This window comes from Kitasatospora sp. NPDC059673, assembly GCF_042734215.1.
Classification (GTDB): Bacteria; Actinomycetota; Actinomycetes; order Streptomycetales; family Streptomycetaceae; genus Kitasatospora.
In genome coordinates this window covers 18,912-43,169 of the sequence record NZ_JBHWEN010000019.1, presented here as the reverse complement: position 1 = coordinate 43,169, position 24,258 = coordinate 18,912, and the positions used below count along the sequence as shown (strand labels likewise).

Genomic DNA, 24,258 nt, shown 5'->3' with positions numbered 1-24,258 from the left:
GCCTGTCTTCGAACGCGCGCCGGGGCTCCGCGGCGTCTGGTGTGTGCTCTCGGCGTGCCGGGCGGAAGGCCTCGTACTGGGTGTGTACTTGGCCTTTCGCCCGGTGCGGCGTGGGCCCCCTCCTGCCCGAAGGCTGGGGGCGCGTCGTGGGGCAGACGGCGGTTTGAATGCAGGCCCTTGCAGGCTACGGACGGTGCAACTGTGCAGGTCGCCCCCGTGGTGGGCGGTGATGGGTTCGGGCAGGGGCCGGGTGCGGAAATCGGCGAGCTCGGCGACGATGCGCTCCACGGGCGGGAGGCCGGGCGCCACGCCGGAGCGCACGATCAGCAGGCGGGCGGGCGCGGTGGCGGCCGTTCACCGCAGCAGCAGGTTCTCGTCGTCGAGGCGGCCGAGGAGCCGGCCGGCCGGGTCGTGGTCGGCGAGGAACCCTACCGCGATGAGGAGGGTGGCGGCGGTGACCGGGTCCTGTTCGTCGTCGAGGCATTCCAGCAGCGCGGGCAGGGCGGTGCCGGCCTCCTCGGGGAACCAGCCGAGGCGGTAGGCGGTCGGGGTGCGGACCTTCGGGTCCGGTTCATCGAACAGGGTCAGCAGGCAGGGGAGTTGGGCGCGGACGGCGTCGTAGGAACGCAGCGCGCCTTCGCGGCTGTCGGTGGGGTGTCCCGGCCGCGCAGTACGCCCGGCCCGCGCGCAGGAGCCGCAGCCAGCTCTCGTCGGTCTCGGCGGCGATTTCCTCGTCGCACCACCGCAGGCTCTCCTCGGGGCTGATGGTCGCGGCGCACCGGGCGGTGGTGTCGATGCCGAGCGGGAGGTCGTACGTGTCATGCCGGTCGATGGCCAGGCGGGTCAGCAGCATCAGCGTGTCGGCCCGGGCGCCGGGCGGGCCGGCGACGGCGATCCGCGCGAGGAACGGCACCGCGTACGCGGAGCCCGAGTACCGGCTCCCGCTCTCTCTGGCTGCCTCGTCCGGCGCGCACACGGCCCGGAGATCGCCGGGCACGTCCTCGGCACTTCCGTAGGCGTGCCCCAGCGCGGACCAGTCGATGTCGTTCAGGCCTGCCCGCAGGTCATCGGGTTCTTGCATGATCGGCACGCTCGCATGCGCCGCTGAGACCGGCCCCGGGTCCGCCGTGCGGTGGAGCTGCGGTGCGCAGGGTGTCGGGGGTTGGGTGGCGTCGGGCAGTGTGACAGGCTCGGCGCATGGAACAGCGTGTACTTGGCCGGACCGGGCGTCCGGTGTCAGTGGTGGGTCTGGGGACGTGGCAGCTGGGCGCCGACTGGGGCGTGGTGCTGGAGGACGACGCGCTGGCCGTGCTGGACGCCGCCGCCGACGCCGGGGTGACGTTCTTCGACACCGCCGATGTTTACGGGGACGGCCGCAGCGAGCAGTTGATCGGCCGCTTCCTGAAGTCCCGCCAGGGCGACGGCCTAATGGTCGCCACCAAGCTCGGCCGCCGGATGCCGCAGCTGCCGGAGAACTACACTCTCGCCAACTTCCGTGAGTGGACCGACCGTTCGCGCCGCAACCTGGGCGTGGACCGGCTCGACCTGGTGCAGCTGCACTGCCCGCCGACGGCGGTGTACTCCAGCGACGAGGTGTTCGACGCACTCGACACCCTGGTCGAGGAGGGCCGCACCGCCGCGTACGGCGTCAGCGTGGAGACTTGCGCGGAGGCGCTGACCGCGATCGCCCGACCCGGCGTCGCCAGCGTACAGATCATCCTCAACCCGTTCCGGCTGAAGCCGCTGGACGAGGTGCTGCCCGCCGCCGAGAAGGCCGGCGTCGGCATCATCGCCCGCGTCCCGCTGGCGTCGGGCCTGCTGTCCGGCAAGTACACCAAGGACACCCTGTTCGGTAGGGACGACCACCGCACCTACAACCGGGACGGCTCCGCGTTCGACCAGGGTGAGACCTTCTCCGGCGTCGACTTCGCGACCGGCGTGGAGGCCGCCGACGAGTTCGCCCGCCTCGCCCCGCCCGGCGCCACCTCCGCGCAGACGGCGCTGCGCTGGATCGTCCAGCAGCCCGGCGTCACCACCGTCATCCCCGGCGCCCGCAACCCCGCGCAGGCCCGGGCGAACGCCGAGACGGCGGCTCTGCCGCCGCTGTCGCCGCGGACGCTGGACGCCGTCCAGGACCTGTACGACCGCCGTCTGCGGGCGCAGGTGCACTCGCGCTGGTGATCCGGCTTCCGATCGCGGCGGCGGTGCGGGGCTGTTGACCGGCGGAGGACGCCGGGAAGCGGCGGGAAGCGGCGTAGGACGTCGGAAGGCAACGGGAAAGCGTTTACCGGGTGTATTCGGTAAGCGCTTTCCCGTTGCAGATGGACGAGCCCGGGTTCAGGGCAACGGCTCGGCGTGCATCGGCGTTCGGGGAGCCTGATGGCCGCCGCTGGCCATCATCCGGACCTCGCCGGCGTCGCTGATCTCGGCCTGCACGATGCCGGACGGGTCCGCGTACACCGGGTGCCCGCCGGGCCCTCGGGTGCCGGTCGCCTCGACCACCACCACGTCCTGTTCGGCGTGGCCTCCGGTCTCGCCGGGGAAGGTGAGAGCGAATCGTCGAGCCATGGCCGGACCTCCTTCCCGTCGTTCCATCCATCCTAGGCAGGGCCCTCGCGCCGGTCGCTCCCGGACGGCGGGTGCGGCCCTTCGGCCTGCTGCGACGTCCCCCGGTGGCGCGGTCGGACGGTGCGAGGTGGCGGGTGGGCTCAGGCGAGCAGGTGGAGGCGCTGCGCGGCCGGGCCGATGCGGACGCTCTGGCCCCAGGTGAGGTGCAGGGCGTCGGACTCGATGCCGTCGCCGAAGGCCACCAGCCGCTCGGACTCGACGGTGAGGGTCAGCTGCTGCTCCGCGGTCAGCAGCCCCTCGACGCGGGAGGTGCCGGTGACCGGGGACGGCCACGCCTCCCGGACGAACCAGGACAGCTGCGCCACCGTCGGTGCGGGCAGCGCCAGCCGACTGGACCGCTCCAGCCACGCCGAGCGGCACCACCCGGTCGCGCCCGTGCCGGTGCCGACCAGCACGCCCGAGGACGCCTGTGACTCCGCGTCCCCACCGGGCGCGGCCAGCCGGTAGCGGGCGGTCTGGTGGCCGGGCTGTCCGAGATAGATCTCGTTCAGCGCCAGCAGGCGCTGGGTGTCGTCCGCCACCGCCTCCACCATGGTGCGCAGCTCCAACCGGCGCTCCACGCCCGGCCCGACGGCCGCCCGCAGCAGCGCCCCGGCCTGCCCCGGGCGGTGCCGTACCAGGACGCCCGGGTTGCGGCCCGGCTCCGCGTCGATGCCGATCACCGGCTGCCCCGACAGATACTTGGCGGTATTGGCGACCAGTCCGTCCTGGCCGACCACCACCACCAGGTCCTCGGGTCCGAACAGGAACCGGTCCAGGTCCGACCGCTCCACCCGGGTCTGCCGCCAGTCCAGCGGCACCGCCGCCGACACCTCGGCCAGCGCGCCCCGGGCCAGGTCGTGCCGCTGCTCCGCCTCGGCGAGCGAACGTCCACGGCCGGTGAGGAAGAACTCCGCCTGGCCGTGCGTCCCGTGGTGGGCGACCAACTCCTCGTACTCGGTGCGCCGGTGGACCAGCACCACGCGCGGGGCGAGACTCACCGGACCGGCCGATCCGTGCTGTCGGCCTCGGTGGCGGGGATGGCTGCCGGGGCGGAGAGCCGGGTGAGCAGGCCGGTCAGCACGTCCGGGGTGAGGGTGACGCTGTCGATCCGCGGCAGGTGTTCGGCCAGCCGGATCAGCGCCAGCGCCTGCAGGATCTCCGGCCCGACCTGCTGGTGCGCCGTCAGCCACGCCGCCTCTGCAGCGGCCTTCGCCTCGCCCAACGACCTTGCGGCCTCGGCCTGTTGAGCGGCAAGAATGCCGGCCGCCTCGGCCTCCGCCACCGCCAGGCGGGTGCGCCGGGCGGCCTCGGAGTCGGTGCGCACCGCGTCCGCGGCCGCCTTCTGCTCCGCCTCGCGACGCGCGTTCGCGCCCTGCTGCGCCACCAACTCCTCTTCGCGGCGGGCCAGTTCGATCTGGCTGGCGAGTTCGTTCTCGGCGATGGCGCGTTCCCGTTCGACCGCGACCGCGCGACGCTCGTAGGTCGCCCGGTCCGCCTCCTGCTGGACCTGCTCCCGGGCCGGGGTGCGCAGCGCCCGCTCCAGTTCGGCCTCGGGCCGGACGGCGGTGACCCGCACCGCGAGCACTGTCAGCCCGATCTCGCCCAGCCGGGGCTCGGCGCCCAGGCCCTCGGCGATCCGTTCGCGGACCGCGGTCACGCCGTCAACCAGCGTGTCCGCCAATGGAGTTCGGGCGATCAGCTGGAGGGCGTGCTGCTGGGCGGTCTCGGTGAGCAGGGTGGCGAGCTGGGCGAGCGGTTCGGCGCGCCACGCGCCGGTGTCGGGGTCGATGCCGAAGTCCAGGCGGGTGGCGGCGACCGTCGGATCGCTGATTCGGTAGGTGACGGTGGCCTGCACCGCGAGATCCTGGAAGTCGGCCGTGCGGGCGTGGAACATCATCGCCAACTCGCGGTCGTCCACCGGTACTTCGGATATGGCGGCGGTGAGCGGCCGGAACCAGAAGGCGAGGCCGGTGCCTTCGTGGGCGAGCTGCCCGCCCCGCAGGTGGCGAATGTGGCTGGTCGGCGCGGAGCGCAGGTGGCGGAAGCCGAAGCGGCGGGTGATGTCGGCCATGGGAGTCGCGGCGTCCTCTCTTTTCGTCCCTATGACGATAATCCGGGCTACCGGTTGTCGTCAATACGACGAAAAGAGGGGCTGTATACGTAACGGTGCGCTGCGGGCGGCCGTTGATCGATTCTGTCGACCCTTGGGGCTTGCGGCTGGTGGCGTCAGAGTGCGGCCCGGGTGCGGGACGTGGTGGAGATCGCGGCGAGGTCGCGTTCGCCATGACCGTGGGCGATGGCCTGCAGCAGCGAGTCACGCAGCAGAGAGGCGAGGGGGAGGGGCACGTTGGCGCCGGCGGCGGTGTCCAGGGCGAGGTTGACGTCCTTCAGGCCGAGCGCGAGACGGAACCCGGCCGGATCGAAGGACTGCTCGGTGATCATCGCGCCATAACCGGCGTAAACGGGCCCCGGGAAAAGGGAGTTGGTGATGACGTCGAGCAGCGCGGACGGCGCGAGACCGTTCGCCTCGGCGAGTGCGGCAGCCTCCGAGAACGCCTCGATCGCCGACACCAGAAGGAAGTTGGCGCTGACCTTCGCCACATTCGCTGCCGCCGGGTCCTCGCCGAGATGCCAGGTGCGCCGACCGATCGCGTCGAACAGCGGTGCCACCCAGTCGAGTTCGGCCCTCGGGCCGGACGCCAGGATGTTCAGGTTCCCGGCTGCCGCGGCCTCCGCCCGGCCCAGCACCGGTGCCGCGATGTAGCCAAGGCCGTGCTGCGCATGCAACTCAGCGGCCCGGCGCGCCAACCCCGGCGAGACGGTGGCCATGTTGACGTGCACGGCGGCCCGCGCGACGGACAGCAACTCGTCGTTCAGCACCAGGCGTTCGACCACCCGGTCGTCCGCCAGCATGGAGATCGCCACCTCCGCGCCGAACGCCTCCGCGAGCGTACCCGCCGCCGAGGCCCCGTCCGCGACCAACTCCGCCACCGGCTCAGGTGACCGGTTCCACACCCGCACCGAGTGCCCCGCGTCCAACAGCCGGCGAGCCATCGCCCGCCCCATCGCACCCAGACCGACGAAACCGACGTCCATGCTCACTGCCTCCAGCGGGATGCCAACGGGGCACGGTGCTCCGAGGGCGATGCTACGACGCGAGTCCGCGACTCGGCCGGTGCGGCGCGGCGGCGCGGTGGGCCTGGTGGCCTCGGTGCGAGGACGGCGCGGGTCAGGTCGCGATGGTCGGTGCGGCGGTCGTTGCGGGGTCGTCGTGGCGGTCGTGCGGCGGTCGTCGCGGCGGTCGTGCAGTGGTCGTTGCGACGGTGTTCGGGGGAGTGGCACGAGGCCTGTTCGGCGGGCCGTCGGGTGGTGATACTGGGTGGATGGGGTTCATCGTCTTCATGACGCTGCCGGGTCTGGTGCTGCTGCTCACCGCACTCGCGGTGGTCGATCAGGTACTGCTGCGGGCCGGGCGCGCCGGACTCCTGCCCTGGCGGCCCGGCAACCGGCAGGGGCAGATCTCGGCGACCGGCTTCGAGCAACTGCACGCCCAGTTCTTGGCGGGCAAGCAGAACGAGCTGAAGGAACGGCAGTCCGCGCTGATGCTCCGCGACGAGGACGAGGACGGTGCCCCGCCGAATCGGAGCCGGATCGACCTTTCCCGGGGCTCGGCGGTGATCCGGCTGCCGAAATCCTCCTGACGGCGGCTCGTCCGATTTCCGCAGGGAGAATGCTTCCGTCGCACGGCGAGAGGGAGCAGTGCATGAACGGGTACGGGGCCCGATGTGTGTTCCGGTGGACGGCTGCGGGCGGGCGGGTCCTACGAGGAGCGGATCACCATCTGTCCGGGCGGCGAGCTGCTGGTGGCCGGCCGCCCGGATTCGTCGATGTTGCGCCGCCGAGGCGGAGGATGGTGTGAGCCATCGGTAGGCCGCCCGGTCAGGGGTGATCGGCAGGGCGCGGGTCAGGCCGTCGGCGGGGGCTGGACGAGGGTGAACGCCGCGCCCTGGTCGTCGGTTGCCACGGCCATGCGGCCGTACGGTGTGTCGAGCAGGGGTTGGGTGATGCGACCGCCCAGGCCGGGGAGCTTGGCCATGGCCGATTCGATGTTCGGTACGGCGAAGAACAGCATCCAGTGCGCCTTGATTTCGGGTGGCAGGTTGGCCGGCAGTTCGCCGATGCCACCGACCGTGCCGTGCCGCAGGTTGAGGGTGGCGTACTTCATGGTGTCGTTGGGTACCTCGTCGTACCTGTAGCCGAACACGTCGCCGTAGAACTTGCGGTTGGCCTCGTAGTCGCGGCTCATGTTCTCGTTCCAGGTGACCGTGCTGTCCTCGTTGGCGACGCCGAAACCGGTGTGGTCGCCGGACTGCCACAGGCCGAACACGGCGCCGGCCGGGTCCGTCGCGATCGCCATCCTGCCGAGGGTCATCACGTCCATCGCGGGCGACAGGATTGTCCCTCCCGCCGCGGTGATCTTCGCGACGGTGGCGTCGAGGTCGTCGGTGGCCACGTACGTGGTCCAGGCCGTGGGCATGTCGGGCATCATCTTCGGACCGATGCCGGCGACGTGCGCGCCGTTCTTCAAGGCCAGGCTGTAGCCGCCCATCTCCGGGCCGCCGCGCTGAAACTCCCAGCCGAGGAGGCCGCCGTAGAACGCGACGGCCTTGTCGATGTCGTCAACGGACAGATCGACCCAACAGGGCGTTCCAGCAGGCCATGGGGTGTTCCGGGTGACCATGCGTGCCTCCGAGCGGTGCGGGTTGCTGGATTGAGCACTGCACCGTAACCAGGACACGGACACTGTGCCGGGGCCGAATGACAGCACTTAACCCGTTCCAGGGAGGGGATTCGACTGTTTGCCGCCGTCGAACGTTCCTGGGCCGAGGCGGGGGCGAGACGTGCGCGGCCCGGAACGGGATCGGTGACCTCGGCTGCAGGTGTGGTGAGCTCGACGGCCTTGGGTGAACCGCGTGTCGTGCGGGGCGCGGGTCCATCGGCCCACAGGGCGGTGGAGCGTGCTGCCCGTCGGAGGTGCACGCCGGAGTCGAGTGGTGGCGCTTCGGCAAGTGCGTTGCGCTATCCGGTGGTTGAGGCCTTCGCCGTGGGCGGGGCCGACTGGGGGCCGGGGGCGGTGAGGCGGGCGATGATGGCGGCGGTGGACCGGTCCGCCGCGCGGTCGAGGTCGCGGGCCGAGCCGCGTAGCAGGTGGCGGGCCTCGATTGCGGCGAGGGCGAGCAGGCCCGGGAGCAGGTCGGTGGAGCGGGCCGCCAGCCAACGGGTGCCCTGGGTGGCCATCCACCACAGGTCCGCGCCGGGGACGGGTGTGGGGGCGGGCAGTTCGGCGGGTGGCGGGCCCACCGGGTGGCCGCATTCGGCGAGCAGGGCGTGGAAGTCGTGTGCGATCAACTGGTGCCCGGCGGCGCTGGGGTGGAGCCGGTCTGCACTCAGCAGGCTGCGCCGGTCCGTCCAGGGCAGGTCCGCGAGGTGCAGGTGTACCGCGTGGTGATGCGCGGACAGCGCGTGGACCACCGCGTTGACGCCGCGCATCCGGCGCGCCAGCGGCCGGGCGAGCGGTGCGGGCAGCCGGAGCAGCCGACCGGGGTCGGGCAGGCAGGCGGTGAGAGGGACGGTACCGGAAGCCTTCAACGAGGAGAGAGCTGCGCTGAGGTGACGTGCCGTCAGGTCTAAGTTGAAGGAGGTGCGCAGGGTGTCGTTGCCGCCCACGACCACCGCCGCGTACTGCGGGCGCAGGGCAAGGGCGGCGGGTAGCTGGGAGACCAGCAGGTCGCGGCTGAGTGCGCCGCTGGTGGCGAGGTTGTGGAAGTCCACGGGGTCCGGCGAGAGGCTCGGCGCGAGCAGCGCCGCCCAGCCTCGCCAGCCGCCGGGGGCGGGGTCGCCGACGCCCTCGGTGAGGGAGTCACCGAGAGCGGCGAACCGTACCGTCATCACGTCCCTCCAGTGGGGTTGGGTGCGTGTGGGATGCGGTGGGGGAGTGGGTAGTTGGGGTCTGCTTGCTACGGGGTGGGGTGGTGGAGGGCGGGTGCGGAGGGGGAGGGGTGGGGTGCGTGTGGGATGCGGTGGGGGAGTGGGTAGTTGGGGTCTGCTCGCTACGGCGCGAGGTGGTGGAGGGCGGGTGCGGAGGGGGAGGGGTTGGGTGCGTGTGGGATGCGGTGGGGGAGTGGGTAGTTGGGGTCTGCTCGCTACGGCGCGAGGTGGTGGAGGGCGGGTGCGGAGGGGGAGGGGTGGGGTGCGTGTGGAATGCGGTGGGGGAGTGGGTAGTTGGGGTTTGCTCGCTACGGCGCGAGATGGTGGACGGCGGCTGCGGAGGGGGACGGGTGGGGTGCGTGGTGGGCGGCGAGGAAGGCGGTGACGGCGGCTTCCCAGCTGAACCGTTCGGCCCGGGCGCGTGCGGCGGCCCGCCGTTCGGCCTCGGGGCGGTCCAGCAACTCCCGTACCGCGTCGGCGAATCCGCGGCCGCTGTCGGCGGCGGCTAGGCCCGCTCGGCCGACCACCCGGGGCAGCGCGGAGGAGCGGCTCACCGCGACCGGGGTGCCGCAGGCCAGCGTTTCGAGTGCGGCCAGGCCGAAGGTCTCCACCGGGCCCGGTGCGATCACGGCGTCCGCGGTCGCCAACAGGGCTGCCACGTCGGCGCGTTCGGCGAGGTGACCGAGGAACGTCACAGGTAGCCGCAGCTCGGTGGCCTGCCGCTCCAGGCGCCGGCGCAGCGGGCCAGTTCCGGCGACGGCCAGTACCGCCGGGACGCGGTGGTGGCGGCGCAGCTCCGCCAGTGCCTGAAGCGCCCGCTCCGGCCGCTTCTCGCCCGACAGCCGTGAGCACATCACCAGCAGCACTTGGTGCGGCTCGGCCAGCCGCGCCCGCAACGCCGGGTCGTGGCGGGCGGGGTGCATGGTCGTCAGATCGACACCCAGTGGCGCCTGGGCGACGTTGGTCGCGCCGATCCGCTCGAACTCCTCGGCCGCCCAGGCGGTCGTGCACAGCACGGTGTCATAGGCCTGTGCGGTACGGGAGTTGAGTCGGTCGGCGAGGCTGCGGGCCGTGTGCCGGGGCAGGCCCCAGGTGCCGAGGACGCCCGTGGCGCTCTCGTGCGAGACCATCATCGACCGCACCCCGTGCGCCTTGGCCCAGGCGCCCGTCCAGCGCAGCGTGGTGCGGTCCGACACTTCAAGCCGGTCCGGAGCCAACTCCTCCAGAACGGATGCCACTTGACGTCGATCCCGGAGCACCCGGTAGCCGCCGCTGCCCGGCACCCGGGGCCCGGGCAGCGTGATCACCCGGCCCTGCTCGGTCCACTCGTCGCGGCGGCGCGGGCCCGGGACGACCAGCACCGGCTGGTGACCCGCTGCGAGGTAGCCCGCGCCGAGGTGGCGGAGCGCGGTCCGCAGGCCGCCGGACACCGGCGTGACGAAGTTCGCCACCCGGACGAGGTGCAGCCCTCCGCTCATGCCGGCTGCTCCTCGACCAGCCCGCCGGCCGGGCGTGCGGCGAGATCGCGGCCGGGACCGGGGCCGGGGTCGCACTGCGGCTCGGCGGGAGCGGATGGGGGCGACTGGGGGTCGGGGTGGCGGGGCGTCGATGCCGGGGGGACGGTGGCCGGTGCGACGGCGACGGCGATGGCGTTGGTGTTGGCGGGGGTGTTGGTGATGGTGTCGGCGGGGGTGCAGGAAAGCGGTTTCCGGTTGGTGTGGGTCTCGTTCGGGATCGGCGGGGTGTGCGCGGTGGCGGGGCGGCGGGGCGTTGGTCCCGGCGGGGGAGCGGTCGGCAGGTTGGTCGGCCCGTCGCCCGGCGCGGTGGCTGGTGCGGGGCTCGGTGTGGCGGCGGGTCCGGCGGTGCGGGAAAGCGGTTTCCGGTTGGTGTGGGTCTCCTTGGTGTCTGGGTGCCGGGGCGTCGGTGCCGGTGAGACGGTGGCCGGTGCGGTGGCGTTGGCGGGGGTGTCGGCGGGGGTGCGGGTAAGCGGTTTCCGGTTGGTGCGGGGAGGTGTGGCTGCCGGGCGGGTGCGGTGTTCGGTGAGGACGTCCTCGTAGTGCTGGATGAGCTGGTCGCCGACGGCCTCCCAGGTGCGGTCGGTGACGTCGGTGCGGCCGGCGGCGCCGTAGCGGGCGCGGGTGTCCGGTGCGGCGGCGAGGGTGGCGACGGCGCGGGCGACGGCTGCGGCGTCGTGTGGGGCGACCAGCAGGCCGGTGCGGTGGTGGCCGACCAGGTCGAGCGGGCCGCCGACGGCCGGCGCGACCACAGGGATACCGCTGGCCATCGCCTCCTGGATGGTCTGGCAGAAGGTCTCCAGCGGACCGGTGTGCACGAACACGTCCAGGGTGGCGAAGCAGCGGGCGAGTTCGGCGCCCGTGCGGCGGCCGAGGAAGACCGCGCCGGGCATCGCGGCCTTCAGCGCGGGGGCGCTCGGCCCGTCGCCGATCACCACGACCCGCACCCCGGGCAGCCGGGAGGCCTCGGCGAGCAGATCGACCCGCTTCTCCGGAGCGAGCCGCCCGACGTAGCCGACCAGCACCTCGCCGCCGGGGGCCAGCGAGCGGTGCAGGGCCTCGTCCCGGTGGTCGGGGTGAAAACGTACGGAGTCGACGCCGCGCGCCCAGATCCGAACGTTGCGCACGCCGTGCGCGGTCAGGTCCTGGGCGGCCGGGGTGGACGGGGCGAGGTTGCGCGCGGCGGAGCGGTGCACGGAGCGGATCCGCGCCCAGGCGAGCGCCGCGCCCAGAGCGCGACCCATCCGGTACGCCTGCGCGTACCCCGCCAGGTCGGTCTGGTAGACGGCCACTGTCGGCAGGCCGAGGCGCTCGGTGATCCGGGCGGCCCGCGCACCGAGCACGAACGGACTGGCGAGGTGCGCCACGTCCGGCTGGTGGGCGGTCAGCGCGGTGGCCAGGCGGCGACTGGGCAGCGCGATGCGCACCTGCGGGTAGCGGGGCAGCGGAACGGACGGAATGCGCACCACCGGCAGCGGTTCCCGGTCCGGGCCGAAGGACTGCGGAGGGCAGTGCGCGCCGCGGGCCGGCGCGGGCGTGATCACCAGTGGCTGGTGACCTCGCCGGACGAGGTGCTCGGCGACCCGCAGCACGCTGTGGGCCACGCCGTTGACCTCGGGCGGGAAGGACTCGGTGACGATGGCGACTCGCATGCCAACGTTGTGGCCAAGCAGGGCATGCGCCCGGACAAAGGGATCTTTCGCGCAGACGAACGTCTGCCGCCATTTCCGCACACCCGGGCGGCACCGACCGCACCCCCGGAGGCTTCGGTGGTCGCCCTCGGCGCGGTTCGCGCAAACGGCCTTCGCAGTGTGCGCGAAGCTGCGCGGAACGCGGCTTGAACGAACGCTTGACGCCATGCCGGGTTGCTGCTCCGATGTGTACCGCTCAACTCGCCGGATCGGCCCCGCACCGCTCAACCACACGGCCCCGCAAGCGACTTGGCGCACCCCGACCCCCACCCCCTCATCCGGTCCGGCCCGGCGACGCACCGTTCACCGTCCCCCGCCCGCACAGGAGGAACCCCCATGCGCTCCGCCCCATGGACCTGGCCGCCAAGGCCGGGAAGGTCAAGGAGTCCAGGTAGTGCGCGAAGGCAGCTGCGCCCGGGCCGCCGGCACACTGCCACCACGCTCGTGCTGCTGATGCTGGCAACGCTGTTCGCCGTCGTCGGCCCGGCCACCGCCGCGCGCGCCACCACCGCCGGCAACGCCACCGGTGTCACCCGCTCCGGCGACACCTTCACCGTCACCACCTCCGGCGGGGCCGCCGCCCGGATCCAGCTGGCCCGAGCCGACATCTTCCGGATCTGGCTCTCACCGAACGGCGCGTTCACCAACGACCCGGCCGGCAGCGACCTCGCCGTCACCACCTCGTTCGGCAGCGTCGACGCCACCCTCGCCGACGCCGGAACCTACTGGCACATCGACACCGACGCGATCACCCTGCGGATCAACAAGTCCCCACTCACCTTCGCGCTCTACCGCGCCGACAACACCACGCTGCTCTGGGCCGAAGCCCAGCCCACCAGTTGGACCACCAGCCAGACCACCCAGTACCTGAACCGCGGTGCGGACGAGCAGTTCTACGGCACCGGCCTGCACCTGGGGGAGTGGGCGCTGCGCGACAAGACCGTGCCGGTCGCCGTCTCCAACCAGTGGACCGAGAACAGCAACGCCAGCCCCGCCCCGTTCTACATGTCCACCAACGGCTACGGCGTGCTGCGCAACACCTGGGCCCCCGGCAGCTACAACTTCGGCGCGCCCACCCAACTCACCCACAACGAAAGCCGGTTCGACGCCTGGTACTTCGCCGGGAACTCACTCAAGGACGTGCTGAACGCCTACACCGACGTCACCGGCAAACCCTTCCTCGCCCCCATCTGGGGACTCGAACTCGGCAACGCCGACTGCTTCAACGCCTCCAACCCCGCCTACACCGGCGACCACAACCGGCCGCGCCACCAGACCACGCCCGACGTGGTCGGCTACGCCACCGACGCCCGCGCCGCCGACATGCCCTCGGGCTGGTTCCTGCCCAACGACGGCTACGGCTGCGGCTACACCGACCTGCCCACAGCGGCCGCCGGGCTGAACGACCGCGGCTTCCACACCGGCCTGTGGACCTCCACCGGCCTCAGCAACATCAACTGGGAAGTGGGAACGGCCGGTTCGCGCGCCGTCAAGACCGACGTGGCATGGATCGGCGGCGGCTACAAGAGCGCGTTCACCGGCGTCAACCAGGCCGTGGCCGGCATCGAGAACAACTCCGACGGCCGCCGCTTCGTCTGGACCGTGGACGGCTGGGCCGGCACACAGCGCAACGCCGTGGTGTGGACCGGCGACACCCACGGCACCTGGGACGCCATGCGCTGGCACGTCCCGTCCATCGCGGGCGCGGGCCTGTCCGGCCTCAACTACGCCTCGGGGGACATCGACGGCATTTACGACGGCAGCCCGAAGACCTACGTCCGCGACCTCCAGTGGAAAGCCTTCACCCCCGCCTTCATGACCATGTCCGGTTGGGGTGCGAGCAACCCGTCCACCGGCTACAACGACAAGCAGCCCTGGCGGTTCACCGACCCGTACCTGTCGATCAACCGCAAGTACCTGCAGTTGAAGATGCGGCTGATGCCGTACATGTACACCATGAGCCGGATCGCCACCGACACCGGGGTGCCCGCGACCCGCGCCATGGTCCTCGAATATCCCGAAGACCCCATCACCCGGGGCAATCTGACGAGTGGTCAGTTCATGGCCGGTGACTCGTTCCTGGTGGCCCCCGTGGTCAGTGACACCTCCGTGCGCGACGGCATCTACCTGCCCGCGGGCAACTGGACCGACTACTGGACCGGGAGGACGTACAGCGGCCCGGGCTGGCTCAACGGCTACAGCGCGCCGCTCGACACCCTGCCGCTGTTCGTCAAGTCCGGTGCCATCGTGCCGATGTGGCCGCAGATGAACTACACCGGAGAAAAGCCCGTCTCCGCCCTCACCTACGACATCTACCCGCGTGGGAACTCCTCGTTCAGCCTCTACGAGGACGACGGCACCACCCGCGCCTACCGGAGCGGCGCGTACTCCCGCCAGCAGGTCAACGTCACGGCGCCGAACGGCGGTTCGGGAGATGTCACGCTGGCCGTCGCCGCCGCGAACGGCAGCTACGTCGGCCAGCTCGCCGCCCGCGACTACGAGTTCACCGTGCACGCGGCCGCCGCGCCGAGCGCTGTCACGGTGGGGACGTCCGCGCTGGCCCGGCTGAGCGGCAAGGCCGCGTACGACGCGGCGAGCACCGGCTGGTACTTCGACGCCGACGACCGCTCCGGCACGCTCTGGATCAAGGCCGGCAACCACGCCGTCACCAGTGCCTTCAGCGTCACCGCGACCGGCCTCACCCTGCCCACGGGCACCCCCGTCAGCGCCAGCGGCCCCATCCCGCAGGCGAGTTGGAAGGTCGTCTCCGTGGACAGCCAGGAGAGTGCCGCGGAGAACGGCGCCGCGACCAACGCCATCGACGGCAACAGCGGCACCATCTGGCACACCCAGTGGTCCACCACCGCCACCCCGCTGCCGCACGAGATCCAGCTCGACCTGGGTGCCCGCTACAGCGTTGACAGCCTGACCTACCTGCCCCGCCAGGACGGTGGCGTCAACGGCCGGATCGGCAGCTACGAGATCTACGTCTCCGACAGCACCGGCAGCTGGGGCGCCCCCGTCGCCAGCGGGACGTTCTCCGACACCTCCGCCGCCAAACCCGTCAACTTCACGGCGAAGAACGGACGTTACGTGCGCCTGCGAGCCCTGAGCGAAGCCGGGAACCGGGGCCCGTGGACCAGCGCCGCCGAAATCACCGCCACCGGAACGCCCGTACCGTAGCCGTGGGTTCGTCCGCCTCGCGCCTGCCCCGACCCGCCGTACGGGAAGGGGCGGGCGCGAGGCCGTCACCGGCGGGCCCGGTAGCCGCCCGCTGTCGCGGACCTGCGTGAACAGGTGCTACCACGCGACAACCCGACCATTTCCCAAAGCTTGTGAGCACCATGGGCCCGATGATCGTAGGACGCCACCGCGCCGACACGCCATCCTTTTTGGCGGCGCTCGGGGCGGTGGCGCTCCGGGCGACGGCGCTCAGGGCCTCGGGTGCGGCAGCGGGCGGGCCAGTCGGCGGACCTCGTCCAGCCGGGCGGGGTCGGGCTCCTGGCGGGTGAAGAGGTCGTGCCCGACCACCGTCGACTCCCACTCGTCCGGGGCCTCCGCGGAGCGGGTCAGCAGCCAGGCGGCCGAGATCCACTCCGCCCCGTTGCGCTGGTACTGGCCGCTCCACGCGGTCACCGAACCCGCGTCGCCGAGCTCGTTGTGCCAGGCCACCGTCCAGCCCACCGCCGTCCCGTGCCCGGCCTGCGCCGGTGCTACCAGGCGTCCCACCAGCGGATACGCGCCGCTCGCCAGGCCCGTCGCCGAGACGTACGTCCCGGTCAGCGAACCGTCCGGACCCTCCACCAACCGCATGTGCGAACCCAGTTCGCTGTACCAGTCGCCGGTGATGCCCACGCTGCTCTCCCGTCGCCCTGCCGCCCGCCACCGCCTCCGGCCCGGACGCGCCAGCCACCACTGTGCCGCCCCCGGCCGCCCGGGCGACGGCGACGCGCGGACGCCCCACGACGGATGACCCGAGCTGCGGACGTCCCGGGCCGCGGACGTCCCGAGCTGGCTGCGACGTCCCGAGCCGTGGACGCCTCGGGCCCGCGCGTGACCTGCCGTCCCCGGGGGCCAAGGCGCCCCCGGGGACGGGGCACGCGCGCGACCGGGGAGAATGGTGCCCGGAAGGAACGATCCGAGCCCGCCACCCCACGCTCCGCAGGAGACCCCGCACCGTGACCGACCAGCAACACCCCACCCAGACCGGCCGTCGCCTCGACCTGCTCGCCGACTGCTCCTCCTGCTTCGGGCTGTGCTGCGTCGCCCTGCCCTTCGCCAAGTCCGCCGACTTCGCGGCCAACAAGAGCGCCGGCACCCCCTGCCGCAACCTCGACGCCGACTACCGCTGCGGAATCCACACCAAGCTGCGCGACCGCGGCTACCAGGGCTGCACCGTCTTCGACTGCCTCGGTGCCGGCCAGAAGATCTCCCAGCACACCTTCGACGGCCGCAGCTGGCGCGAAGACCCGGACACCGCCAGACAGATGTTCGACGCCTTCCCGGTGATGCGCCAACTCCACGAACTGCTCTGGTACTTGACCGAGGCGCTGGAACTCCCCCGGGCCCGGCCGGTGCACGCCGAACTGCGCCGTGCGAGCGACGCGATCGACGAGCTGACCCGTCGGGACGCCGCCGCCCTGATCGCCGCCGACGTCCCCGCGATCCGAGCCGAGACCAGTGAACTCCTACTGCGCGCCAGCGAGTTGACCCGCAACGCGCTGCCCGGCAAGAAGCGCAACCACCGCGGCGCGGACCTGATCGGAGCCCGCCTGAAGGGCGCCGACCTGCGCGGCGCGAACCTGCGGGGTGCCTACCTGATCGCCGCCGACCTGTCCGGCGCGGACCTGCGCAGCGCCGACCTGATCGGTGCCGATCTGCGCGACGCCGACCTGCGCGGCGCGGACCTGACCGGGGCGCTGTTCCTGACGCAGTCCCAACTGGCCGCCGCCAAGGGCGACTCCACCACCCGCATCGGCTCCGGACTGGCCCGGCCCGCGCACTGGTGACGCCGGTCCGGCCGATGGGCAGGTGGGCGCGGTGGGTGGCAGGGGGCGCGAGGGGCGCGCGGGAACCCCGGAAACGGGATTAATGGACTGCGGCCTCTGCGATGCGCGCGTATGGTCATGAACTCCCCGACGCGAGAGGAGGATCATCCGCGATGGGACTGTTCAAAGACGCGCCGCCCAGCGCGCATCCGGAGTTCACCAACCTGCGGTTCATGGCCGCCGGTACACCCTCGTGGTGGAAACGCAACCGCCACAAGGTCGTTGGCATCGCCGGCCTGCTGATCGGATTCTGGCTGGCCGGACACCACGACACCGCCGCACCGGCAACACCCGCGGCACCTGCGGCGCCCACCGCACCTGCGGCTCCCACCGCACCTGCGGCTCCCACCGCACCTGCCGGGTCCTGCACCCCGACCGGGCGCTGACCACTCGCAGGGCGCTGACCACTCTCAGGGAGCTGACTGCCGGGCAGCGCCGGTGAGTTGAGGTCCAGCGCCGACGACCGATGACACCCGTAGGCCCTCGGTGCCTGTCCCGTGGCGACAACGGGCAGCACCGAGGGCCGAGTTCACTCACCGCCGTCCGGCCCGGCGTTCGGATCGGACGCCGGGCGCTTCGACGGCCGTGGTTCAGGCGTCACTTGCCGCCGTGCAGGGCGGCGAGCGTCGCCTGGAACGCGGCACCGGAGTTGCGCGGACGGTTGTACGGCAGCTTGCTCAGCATCGCGCCCATCGCGCAGGTGTTGGTGGCCGCCGAGAACAGCAGACCGAAACCGACCGCGGCCGACACCCAGCGCACGCCCGGCACGGCCAGGTCCACCACGACGCCGGCCAGGACCAGCGAGCCCGCCACCATGCGGACCTGGCGGTCCAGGCCCCAGCGGACCTTCTCGCCCGGCACCCTGTTCAGCGGGTGGCCGCCGGCCGCCCAGGCGGCGGTTCCGCCCGAGATCAGCAGCGCCGAGATGCCGGCGGCGGCCAGCTGCTCGCACGCGTTGCCGGCCCGGGCGCCCGAGGCGCAGGTGATCGCCAGCTCGCCGCGGGCAGCGGCGGCGCGCAGGGCTGGCAGCGCCTGCGACAGCTGGTCCAGCGGCACGTTGTGGGCGCCGGGAATGTGGCCGCCGGCGAACTCGCCGGGCGACCGCACGTCAATGACGGTCAGCTGCTGAAGCCGGGGCTGGAGCTGGTCGACAGTCAGGGGCGTGGTCATAGGGAGTGGGGCCTTTCGGGCAGGAGTGACCCGGCATGCGGTTGCCGCCGGGCGGGGGAGTGGACTGGAAGGCGCAGATGGGGCTGCGCGGTACGGGTGGCGCGGTGCGGCGATCCGGTGTCTGGCGCGGAGCTGTGGACTCGATGGTCAGAGCACGGCGTCCACCAGCATCAGGGCGGCCACCGCGAGCAGGGCAGCGGCGAAGATCCGCTGCAGGGCGCGGCCGGACAGCTTCGACGCCAGCCGCTTGCCGTCCCACGCGCCGAGGATCGCCGCCGCCGCGAACGGGCCGACCACGGCCCACGGGATGTCGGCGGCACCGCCGAGGCGGGGCAGCAGCGCGGACAGCGAGTTGAGTGTGATCACCAGCAGGCTGGTGCCGATCGCCTCGGCCATCGGGAACGCCAGGAACGACACCAGTGCGGGTACGGCCAGGAACCCGCCGCCGACGCCCAGCACGCCGGTCGCCGCACCCAGACCCGCCCCCGCCAGCGCGGACCGCCGTGCGGACGCGGGAGCGGGCGAAGCGGGCGATGCGGGCGATTCGGAGGCGGCGCCGGAGCCTTCGGAGGCCAACGGGAAAGCGTTTTCCGTTTCCGTTCTCGTTCCCGTTCTCGTTCCCGTTCCCGTTTCCGGATCCGCGACGCGCAAGGCCCCGGATGCGCGGTCGGCCGTCGCCCGCTCCGTGCCCGTCGCCTGCTTCGCGCCCGTCCCGCCGACCAGCACCTGGGCCGGTTCCGGCCTCCTGGCCTGGGCGGGAATCGAGGTGTGCCCCGCGACCCGGCGGCTGCGGCGCGGCGCGCGTCCGCCGGACAGCATCCGCCAGGCGGCCAGTGCGGCGAGCAGGGCGAACGCGGCGGTCAGCGCCGAGCCGGGGAGATGACGGGAGAGGGCGCCGCCGAGAGCGGCGAACGGGAGTCCGGCGGCGCCGAACAGCAGGCCGCTGCGCCAGCGGACGCGGCCGGCCCGGGCGTGCGCGAGCAGCCCGATGAGGGAGGTCACGGCGACGATCAGCAGGCTGGCGGTGGTCGCGGTGCCGGGCGTCAGGCCGAGCAGGTAGATCAGGGCGGGGACGGCCAGCATGCTGCCTCCGCCACCGAGCCCACCGAGGGCCAGCCCGACCACCGCGCCGGCGATCAGAGCGAGGACGACGGCGGTCATATCGCCGTGCCGCAGGAACACGCGCCCTGGTGCGACGGAAGCCCCGCCTGCAGCCAGGCGCGCATCCCGCCCACCACGTTGACCGTCCGCACGCCGCGCGCGTTCAGCAGGTCCGTGGCCACCTGCGAACGGTTCCCGGAGCGGCACAGCGCCAGCACCAGCTGGCCGTCGGCGCCCGGCTCGCGGTGCGCGTCGAGGGCGCCGGGAGCGTCCAGGCCGCCGAGCGGGACGAGGACCGCACCGGGCGCGTGCACCTCGGCGTACTCCGCGGGCTCGCGGACGTCCAGCAGCAGCGCCTCGCCGGCGGCGGCCAGGCGGTGCGCTTCGGCGGGGTCGATCTGCGCGGGAACGGGCGGCTGGGGGAACAGGGCCACGAGGTCCTCCTGGGCGGTGATGGGGGTGGCGCATGCGACTCGCGTGCGGATCGCCTGCGGATATGTGCGGGTCCGACGGTACTTCGGGGCGGCGGACCGTCCGAGGAAGATACCGGCGGGGGTATATCGTTGGAGTCGAGCATATACCCCCACCCGTATCGACCGGGATCGGCTAAGGTCGAGAACTGGCTGCAATAATACCCGTGGGGGTATCAGAGACGGCAGTGCGGAGCTCACCCGTGCCCGTGGCCGCTCGCAGCTTCACCCGCACCTGAACATTCCCTCCAGCCGAGACCGCCGGCCGATCCCTCGGGCCGATCCGTCCGGCGAAACCGCGGCACACCCCCGCGAACCCCCGGCGCGCCAGGCGGCGCGACCGGCCGACGCAGAGATGAGGACATCCGTGTTCTTCGCCCAGTACTACCTCGAGTGCCTCTCCCAGGCCTCGTACCTGATCGCGGACGAGACCACCGGCCGCGCCGTGGTGGTCGACCCGCGCCGGGACGTGGACGAGTACCTGGCCGAGGCCGAAGCGCGCGGCTTCACGGTCGAGGGCGTCATCAACACCCACTTCCACGCCGACTTCCTCTCCGGCCACCTCGAACTCGCCGCCCGCACCGGCGCCTGGATCGGCTACGGGCAGCGCGCCGAGACCGAGTACCCGATCCGCAAGCTCGCCGATGGCGAGCGGATCAGCCTCGGCACGGTGGAACTGGAGATCCTGGAGACGCCCGGCCACACCCCCGAGTCGATCAGCGTCCTGGTGCGCGAGAACGCCGACGACACCGTCCCGTACGGTGTGCTCACCGGCGACGCCCTGTTCATCGGCGACGTCGGCCGCCCCGACCTGCTGGCCTCCGCCGGCGTCACCGCCGACGAGCTCGGGCGGATGCTGTACGACAGCGTCCAGCACAAGCTGATGGCGCTGCCCGACGAGGTCCGGGTCTACCCCGCGCACGGTGCCGGCTCCGCCTGCGGAAAGAACCTGTCCACCGAACTGCAGTCCACCATCGGGCAGCAGCGCCTCACCAACTACGCGTGCGCGCCGATGACCGAGGACGAGTTCGTGGAGATCGTCACCGCCGGCCAGCCCGCCGCCCCCGGCTACTTCGGCTACGACGCCGACCTCAACCGGCGCGAGCGCGAACTGTTCGACGCCGCCACGCTCGCAAACCCGCTGGACGCCGAGACCTTCCTCGCCCGCCGCGCCGAGGGCGCCGTCGTGGTCGACGCCCGCGACCCGCTCGACTTCGCCGCCGGACACCTGGCCGGCGCCATCAACGTCCCCGCCGACGGGCGCTTCGCCGAACAGTCCGGCACCGTCCTCGACCCGGCGTGGCCGCTGCTGGTGGTCGCCCCCGAAGGCCGCGAGGAAGAGACCGTCACCCGGCTCGCCCGGATCGGCTTCGACCGCGTCGCCGGCCACCTCGCCGACCCCGAGGCCACGTTCCGCTCGGTGCCCGAGCAGATGCGCCAGGCCGCCCGCCGCACCGTCGCCGAGCTGCGCGCCGAACTCGCGGGCAGCGAGCCGCCGTTGGTCCTCGACGTGCGTGGCGGCGCGGAGCGCGACGGCGGGCTGATCCCCGGCTCCATGCACCTCCCGCTGGCCGAACTCCCCAAGCGCCTGGCCGAGATCCCCCAGGACCGCGCCGTCGTCGTGCACTGCGCCGGCGGCCACCGCTCGTCCATCGCCGCCAGCCTGCTGCGCCACCACGGCCACCCGCAGACCTCCGACCTGCTCGGCGGCTACGGCGCGTGGGAATCCGCAGTCTGACCGACCAGCCATCGCACCACCCCGACCGGTGGGCGGGAATACTCCGCCCGCCGCCCCGGTTGATACCGGCGGGGGTATTACCGGCCCCGCCCGGCACCCGCCGAGCAAGGCCCAGCACGAGGAGGAGACCCGATGCAGGTGGACGAGACGGCCGTCGGCGCCGTACTGAACCGGCTGCGCCGAGCCCAGGGCCAACTGGCCGGCGTCATCGCCATGATCGAAGCCGGCCGCGACTGCAAGGACGTCGTCACCCAGCTCGCCGCCGTCTCCCGCGCGCTCGACCGGGCCGGCTTCAAGATCGTCGCCAGCGGCATGCGCCAGTGCATGACCGAGGCCGAGGAAGGCGGCGCCCCGATGAGCGAGGCGGAACTCGAGAAGCTCTTCCTCACGCTCGCCTGAGGCGGTTCGCCGGCGGCAACTGCCGTTTGCGGCGGTGCCGCCGCTCGTGAACGGACCCTGGGTGCGCAGTGGTCGCGCCCGGGGTCTCGTGATGTGTTGCGCCGGGGGTCTCGTGCGTGTGTCGTGCCCGGGGTCTCGCGATGTGTCGCGGCCGGGGGGCTCGTGTGTCGTGCCCGGGGTCTCGTGCGTGTGGCGCGACGGGTCCGGCCCGGGCCGGGAAGCCGGGTCGGAGCCCGTTCGCCCCGCTACGCCAGGGTGAGGAAGAGCTTCTCCAGCTCGGCCTCAGTCATCGGGGGCGTGTTCTCGTCGGCGGAGGCGAGGCATTGACGCATGCCGCTGGCCAGGATCTTGAAGCCGGCCCGGTCGAGCGCGCGCGAGACGGCGGCGAGTTGGGTCACCACGTCCTTGCAGTCGCGGCCGGCCTCGATCATCGCGATCACGCCGGTCAGTTGGCCCTGGGCTCGGCGCAGCCGGTTCAGCACCGCGCCGACGGCCTCCTCGTCCACCTGCATCGAGCACTCCTCGCCTCTCTGAACTCGCCCGATCATACGGGAGCCGTACGGTCGTACCTGCCGCCGCCGTCGCGGGCGGGCCGCTCGGGTCGGTGCGCGGCGTTCGCGCGGGGACGCGGAACGTGTGGGCGGTCGGGCACGCGGACCGGCCGCTCGGACGGATGGGCGGCGCAGGTCGCGCGGTCCGGGGCATTCGGGTGACGGCGGCGGTCCACCACCCGCTGGGCGGCGGCCGCCAGTTGGCGCCGGCCGGGAAACAACGCGGGCGGCAGCTGCGGCAGGAACTCGACCTCGGCGGCCAGTCCCCGCACCGAGACCACTCGCCACAGCGAAGGCAGCAGCCCGTCCTCACCGACGAAGGCCGGGGCGGTACTCGGGCCGGCCGCCGTCCGGTAGCGCAGCGTCAGCGGTTGGACGGGGACGTCGGCCCGCACCGCCGCCTCGAACAGGGCGGGGCGGAACCGTCCGCCGCCGCGCCCGCACCAGGTACTGCCCTCCGGGAAGACCACCACCCGCTCACCGCGGCGCAGCGCCGTTGCGACCTCGCCGACGGTGCCGGGCAGCGCGCGCAGCCGGTCCCGGTCGATGAAGATGGTGCCGCCCCAGGAGGCCAGCGGGCCGAGCACCGGCCAGCGGCGGACCTCGGTCTTGGCCAGCATCCGGCCCGGGCCGGCGGCCGCGACCAGCAGAATGTCCAGCCACGAGATGTGGTTGGACACCACCAGCGATCCGCCAACCCGCTTGCCCGGTACGGCGATCAGCCGGATCCGCACCCCCAGCGTGGCCAGCAGCAGCCGCGCCCAGCAGCGCACCAGCCGCTCGGCCGGCAGTAGCCGGCGCAGCGCACGCACCGCGGGCGTCGCCAGGACACCCGCGAGCAGCACCACCACGCACCCGGCCAGCCGCAGCACCCGGCGCGCCACCCCCGCTCGCGGCCCGGTGACCGTCACGCAATCACCGGGCGTGCACGGTGCGGTCGGCAGCCAGGCACTCATGCCGCTGTCGCCGTTCCGGCCGAAGTGTCATTTGCGGTACGGGAGTTGTCGTCTCCCTCGGCTCCATCGGCTTTCCCGTCTCCCTCGGCTCCCTCGGATCCCTCGGCGATCGTGGAGATCGGCAGGTCCGCCGCTGCGGCCAGGAAGTGCCGCAGGTAGCGCGGGTCGGTGCGCTCCAGCGACAGCAGCACGTACAGGTCCGCCACGTTGAAGTCCGGGTCGAACGCGGGCTCCCCGCACACCCACGCGCCGAGACGCAGGTAGCCGCGCAGCAGCGCAGGGATCGGCGTCCGCCCCTGCCGGGCCACCCCGTCCGCCGACCACGGGCGCAGCGGCGTGACCCGATACTCCTGCGGCGCAAGGTACTTGGCGGACACCGCGTCCCACACCCCGGCGGCGGTGGTGCCCCCGTCGGACAGCGGGACCGAGCAGCAGCCCGCCAGCCACGCGTTGCCGGTGGCCGTCATGTAGCGGGCGATGCCACCCCACATCAGGTTGATGACCGCGCCGTTGCCGCGGTGCGCCTCGGCGATGCAGGACCGGCCGACCTCCACCAGGCCGTCCCGCAGCCCGCCCAGCCGACTCAGGTCGAACTCGGTGTCCGAGTACAACCGGCCCGCGCGGCGCGCCTGTTCGGGCCGCAGCAGCCGGTACGTGCCGACCACCTCGCCGCTCGACTGCTCACGCACCAGCAGGTGGTCGCAGAACTCGTCGAACGGGTCCGCGTCCAGGCCCGGCAGCGGCGAGTCCAGCACCGCTCCCATCTCCTGTGCGAACACCTGGTACCGCAACCGCTGCGCGGCCCGCACGTCCTCCTCGGTCCGCGCGAACACCAACTGGTACGAAGGCTGTTGGTCCGCTGCGTCGTGCGTGCCGGCCGAGGGGGACTGGACGGGGCGGGCGGGGGCGGTGGCCGAGTGGGACTGGACGGGGCGGGCGGGGGCGGTGGTCATGGCGGACTCTCCGGGGTCTCGGGGCGCGATACGGTGGCGGCGAACAGCACGGGACGACGCGCGACACAC

The 24,258-nt window shown here is 72.8% G+C and carries 22 protein-coding genes and 1 pseudogene; 7 read left to right on the top strand and 16 right to left on the bottom strand.

Annotation, left to right across the window (positions count from 1 at the left end; translation table 11 throughout):
- Positions 1-571: 571 nt before the first annotated feature.
- Positions 572-1,081 carry a hypothetical protein gene (locus tag ACFV18_RS22065; protein ID WP_380485704.1) on the bottom strand — a complete coding sequence of 170 codons (510 nt, stop codon included), beginning with the start codon at positions 1,079-1,081 and terminating at the stop codon, positions 572-574.
- Positions 1,082-1,197: 116 nt separating this feature from the next.
- On the opposite strand from ACFV18_RS22065, the gene ACFV18_RS22060 reads away from it, so the two are divergent.
- A complete protein-coding gene (locus tag ACFV18_RS22060) occupies positions 1,198-2,181 on the top strand; it encodes an aldo/keto reductase (RefSeq protein WP_380485703.1) in 984 nt (327 codons plus the stop codon).
- Between the two features lie 156 nt (positions 2,182-2,337).
- Here the strand turns inward: ACFV18_RS22060 and ACFV18_RS22055 are convergent, their stop codons facing one another.
- The 4 genes from ACFV18_RS22055 to ACFV18_RS22040 form a co-directional block, all read right to left on the bottom strand.
- Complete coding sequence (locus ACFV18_RS22055) at positions 2,338-2,568, bottom strand: DUF6296 family protein (protein WP_380485702.1); 231 nt, start codon at positions 2,566-2,568, stop codon at positions 2,338-2,340.
- A gap of 140 nt (positions 2,569-2,708) precedes the next feature.
- Positions 2,709-3,608, bottom strand: a complete 900-nt coding sequence (locus ACFV18_RS22050; protein ID WP_380485700.1) for a hypothetical protein — start codon at positions 3,606-3,608, stop codon at positions 2,709-2,711.
- Positions 3,605-4,681, bottom strand: coding sequence for an SPFH domain-containing protein (locus ACFV18_RS22045; protein WP_380485699.1), 1,077 nt, complete (start codon positions 4,679-4,681; stop codon positions 3,605-3,607). Before ACFV18_RS22045 ends, ACFV18_RS22050 begins: the two co-directional genes overlap by 4 nt.
- 155 nt (positions 4,682-4,836) lie before the next feature.
- A complete protein-coding gene (locus ACFV18_RS22040; protein ID WP_380485698.1) occupies positions 4,837-5,706 on the bottom strand; it encodes an NAD(P)-dependent oxidoreductase in 870 nt (289 codons plus the stop codon).
- Positions 5,707-5,993: 287 nt separating this feature from the next.
- Here ACFV18_RS22040 and ACFV18_RS22035 point away from each other — a divergent pair, with 287 nt between their 5' ends.
- Positions 5,994-6,311 carry a DUF6191 domain-containing protein gene (locus ACFV18_RS22035; protein ID WP_380485697.1) on the top strand — a complete coding sequence of 106 codons (318 nt, stop codon included), beginning with the start codon at positions 5,994-5,996 and terminating at the stop codon, positions 6,309-6,311.
- A 263-nt stretch (positions 6,312-6,574) separates the two neighbouring features.
- Here ACFV18_RS22035 and ACFV18_RS22030 read toward each other — a convergent pair whose 3' ends face one another.
- The 4 genes and pseudogenes from ACFV18_RS22030 to ACFV18_RS22015 form a co-directional block, all read right to left on the bottom strand.
- On the bottom strand, positions 6,575-7,351 hold the full coding sequence (locus tag ACFV18_RS22030) for a VOC family protein (RefSeq protein WP_380485696.1): 777 nt from the start codon (positions 7,349-7,351) through the stop codon (positions 6,575-6,577).
- Positions 7,352-7,689: 338 nt separating this feature from the next.
- Complete coding sequence (locus ACFV18_RS22025) at positions 7,690-8,559, bottom strand: SGNH/GDSL hydrolase family protein (protein WP_380485694.1); 870 nt, start codon at positions 8,557-8,559, stop codon at positions 7,690-7,692.
- 347 nt (positions 8,560-8,906) lie between these two features.
- Positions 8,907-10,076, bottom strand: coding sequence for a glycosyltransferase (locus tag ACFV18_RS22020; RefSeq protein WP_380485692.1), 1,170 nt, complete (start codon positions 10,074-10,076; stop codon positions 8,907-8,909).
- Between the two features lie 536 nt (positions 10,077-10,612).
- Positions 10,613-11,764, bottom strand: a pseudogene (locus tag ACFV18_RS22015) (glycosyltransferase family 4 protein); the annotation flags it as partial.
- Between the two features lie 492 nt (positions 11,765-12,256).
- On the opposite strand from ACFV18_RS22015, the gene ACFV18_RS22010 reads away from it, so the two are divergent.
- A complete protein-coding gene (locus tag ACFV18_RS22010) occupies positions 12,257-14,986 on the top strand; it encodes a TIM-barrel domain-containing protein (protein ID WP_380485690.1) in 2,730 nt (909 codons plus the stop codon).
- Between the two features lie 249 nt (positions 14,987-15,235).
- On the opposite strand, the gene ACFV18_RS22005 is transcribed toward ACFV18_RS22010, so the two are convergent.
- The gene (locus ACFV18_RS22005; protein ID WP_380485689.1) at positions 15,236-15,658 is read right to left on the bottom strand and encodes an avidin/streptavidin family protein; all 423 of its coding nucleotides are present in this window, start codon (positions 15,656-15,658) and stop codon (positions 15,236-15,238) included.
- Positions 15,659-15,981: 323 nt separating this feature from the next.
- Here ACFV18_RS22005 and ACFV18_RS22000 point away from each other — a divergent pair, with 323 nt between their 5' ends.
- Positions 15,982-16,812, top strand: coding sequence for a pentapeptide repeat-containing protein (locus tag ACFV18_RS22000; protein ID WP_380485687.1), 831 nt, complete (start codon positions 15,982-15,984; stop codon positions 16,810-16,812).
- Positions 16,813-16,964: 152 nt separating this feature from the next.
- Positions 16,965-17,237 carry a hypothetical protein gene (locus ACFV18_RS21995; protein ID WP_380485685.1) on the top strand — a complete coding sequence of 91 codons (273 nt, stop codon included), beginning with the start codon at positions 16,965-16,967 and terminating at the stop codon, positions 17,235-17,237.
- A gap of 211 nt (positions 17,238-17,448) precedes the next feature.
- On the opposite strand, the gene ACFV18_RS21990 is transcribed toward ACFV18_RS21995, so the two are convergent.
- The 3 genes from ACFV18_RS21990 to ACFV18_RS21980 all read right to left on the bottom strand — a co-directional run bounded on the left by ACFV18_RS21990 (position 17,449) and on the right by ACFV18_RS21980 (position 19,556).
- Entirely contained in the window at positions 17,449-18,021 is a 573-nt protein-coding gene (locus tag ACFV18_RS21990; RefSeq protein ID WP_380485684.1) for a rhodanese-like domain-containing protein, read from the bottom strand.
- A 147-nt stretch (positions 18,022-18,168) separates the two neighbouring features.
- The gene (locus ACFV18_RS21985; protein WP_380485682.1) at positions 18,169-19,182 is read right to left on the bottom strand and encodes a sulfite exporter TauE/SafE family protein; all 1,014 of its coding nucleotides are present in this window, start codon (positions 19,180-19,182) and stop codon (positions 18,169-18,171) included.
- Positions 19,179-19,556 (bottom strand): rhodanese-like domain-containing protein, encoded by a 378-nt coding sequence (locus tag ACFV18_RS21980; RefSeq protein WP_380485681.1) that lies wholly within the window; start codon positions 19,554-19,556, stop codon positions 19,179-19,181. The genes ACFV18_RS21985 and ACFV18_RS21980 overlap by 4 nt, the downstream gene beginning before the upstream one ends.
- Before the next feature lie 403 nt (positions 19,557-19,959).
- Here ACFV18_RS21980 and ACFV18_RS21975 point away from each other — a divergent pair, with 403 nt between their 5' ends.
- Positions 19,960-21,330, top strand: a complete 1,371-nt coding sequence (locus tag ACFV18_RS21975) for a rhodanese-like domain-containing protein (protein WP_380485679.1) — start codon at positions 19,960-19,962, stop codon at positions 21,328-21,330.
- 132 nt (positions 21,331-21,462) lie between these two features.
- Positions 21,463-21,729: a metal-sensitive transcriptional regulator gene (locus tag ACFV18_RS21970; protein WP_380485677.1), complete on the top strand. Its 267-nt coding sequence runs from the start codon at positions 21,463-21,465 to the stop codon at positions 21,727-21,729.
- 245 nt (positions 21,730-21,974) lie between these two features.
- On the opposite strand, the gene ACFV18_RS21965 is transcribed toward ACFV18_RS21970, so the two are convergent.
- Genes ACFV18_RS21965 through ACFV18_RS21955 form a run of 3 tightly spaced genes read right to left on the bottom strand, consistent with a single transcriptional unit; the run spans position 21,975 to position 24,189 of the window.
- Positions 21,975-22,241 carry a metal-sensitive transcriptional regulator gene (locus ACFV18_RS21965; protein ID WP_043911730.1) on the bottom strand — a complete coding sequence of 89 codons (267 nt, stop codon included), beginning with the start codon at positions 22,239-22,241 and terminating at the stop codon, positions 21,975-21,977.
- Positions 22,242-22,273: 32 nt separating this feature from the next.
- Positions 22,274-23,236 carry a lysophospholipid acyltransferase family protein gene (locus ACFV18_RS21960; protein ID WP_380485675.1) on the bottom strand — a complete coding sequence of 321 codons (963 nt, stop codon included), beginning with the start codon at positions 23,234-23,236 and terminating at the stop codon, positions 22,274-22,276.
- Positions 23,233-24,189, bottom strand: coding sequence for a GNAT family N-acetyltransferase (locus tag ACFV18_RS21955; protein ID WP_380485674.1), 957 nt, complete (start codon positions 24,187-24,189; stop codon positions 23,233-23,235). The genes ACFV18_RS21960 and ACFV18_RS21955 overlap by 4 nt, the downstream gene beginning before the upstream one ends.
- Between the last annotated feature and the right edge of the window lie 69 nt (positions 24,190-24,258).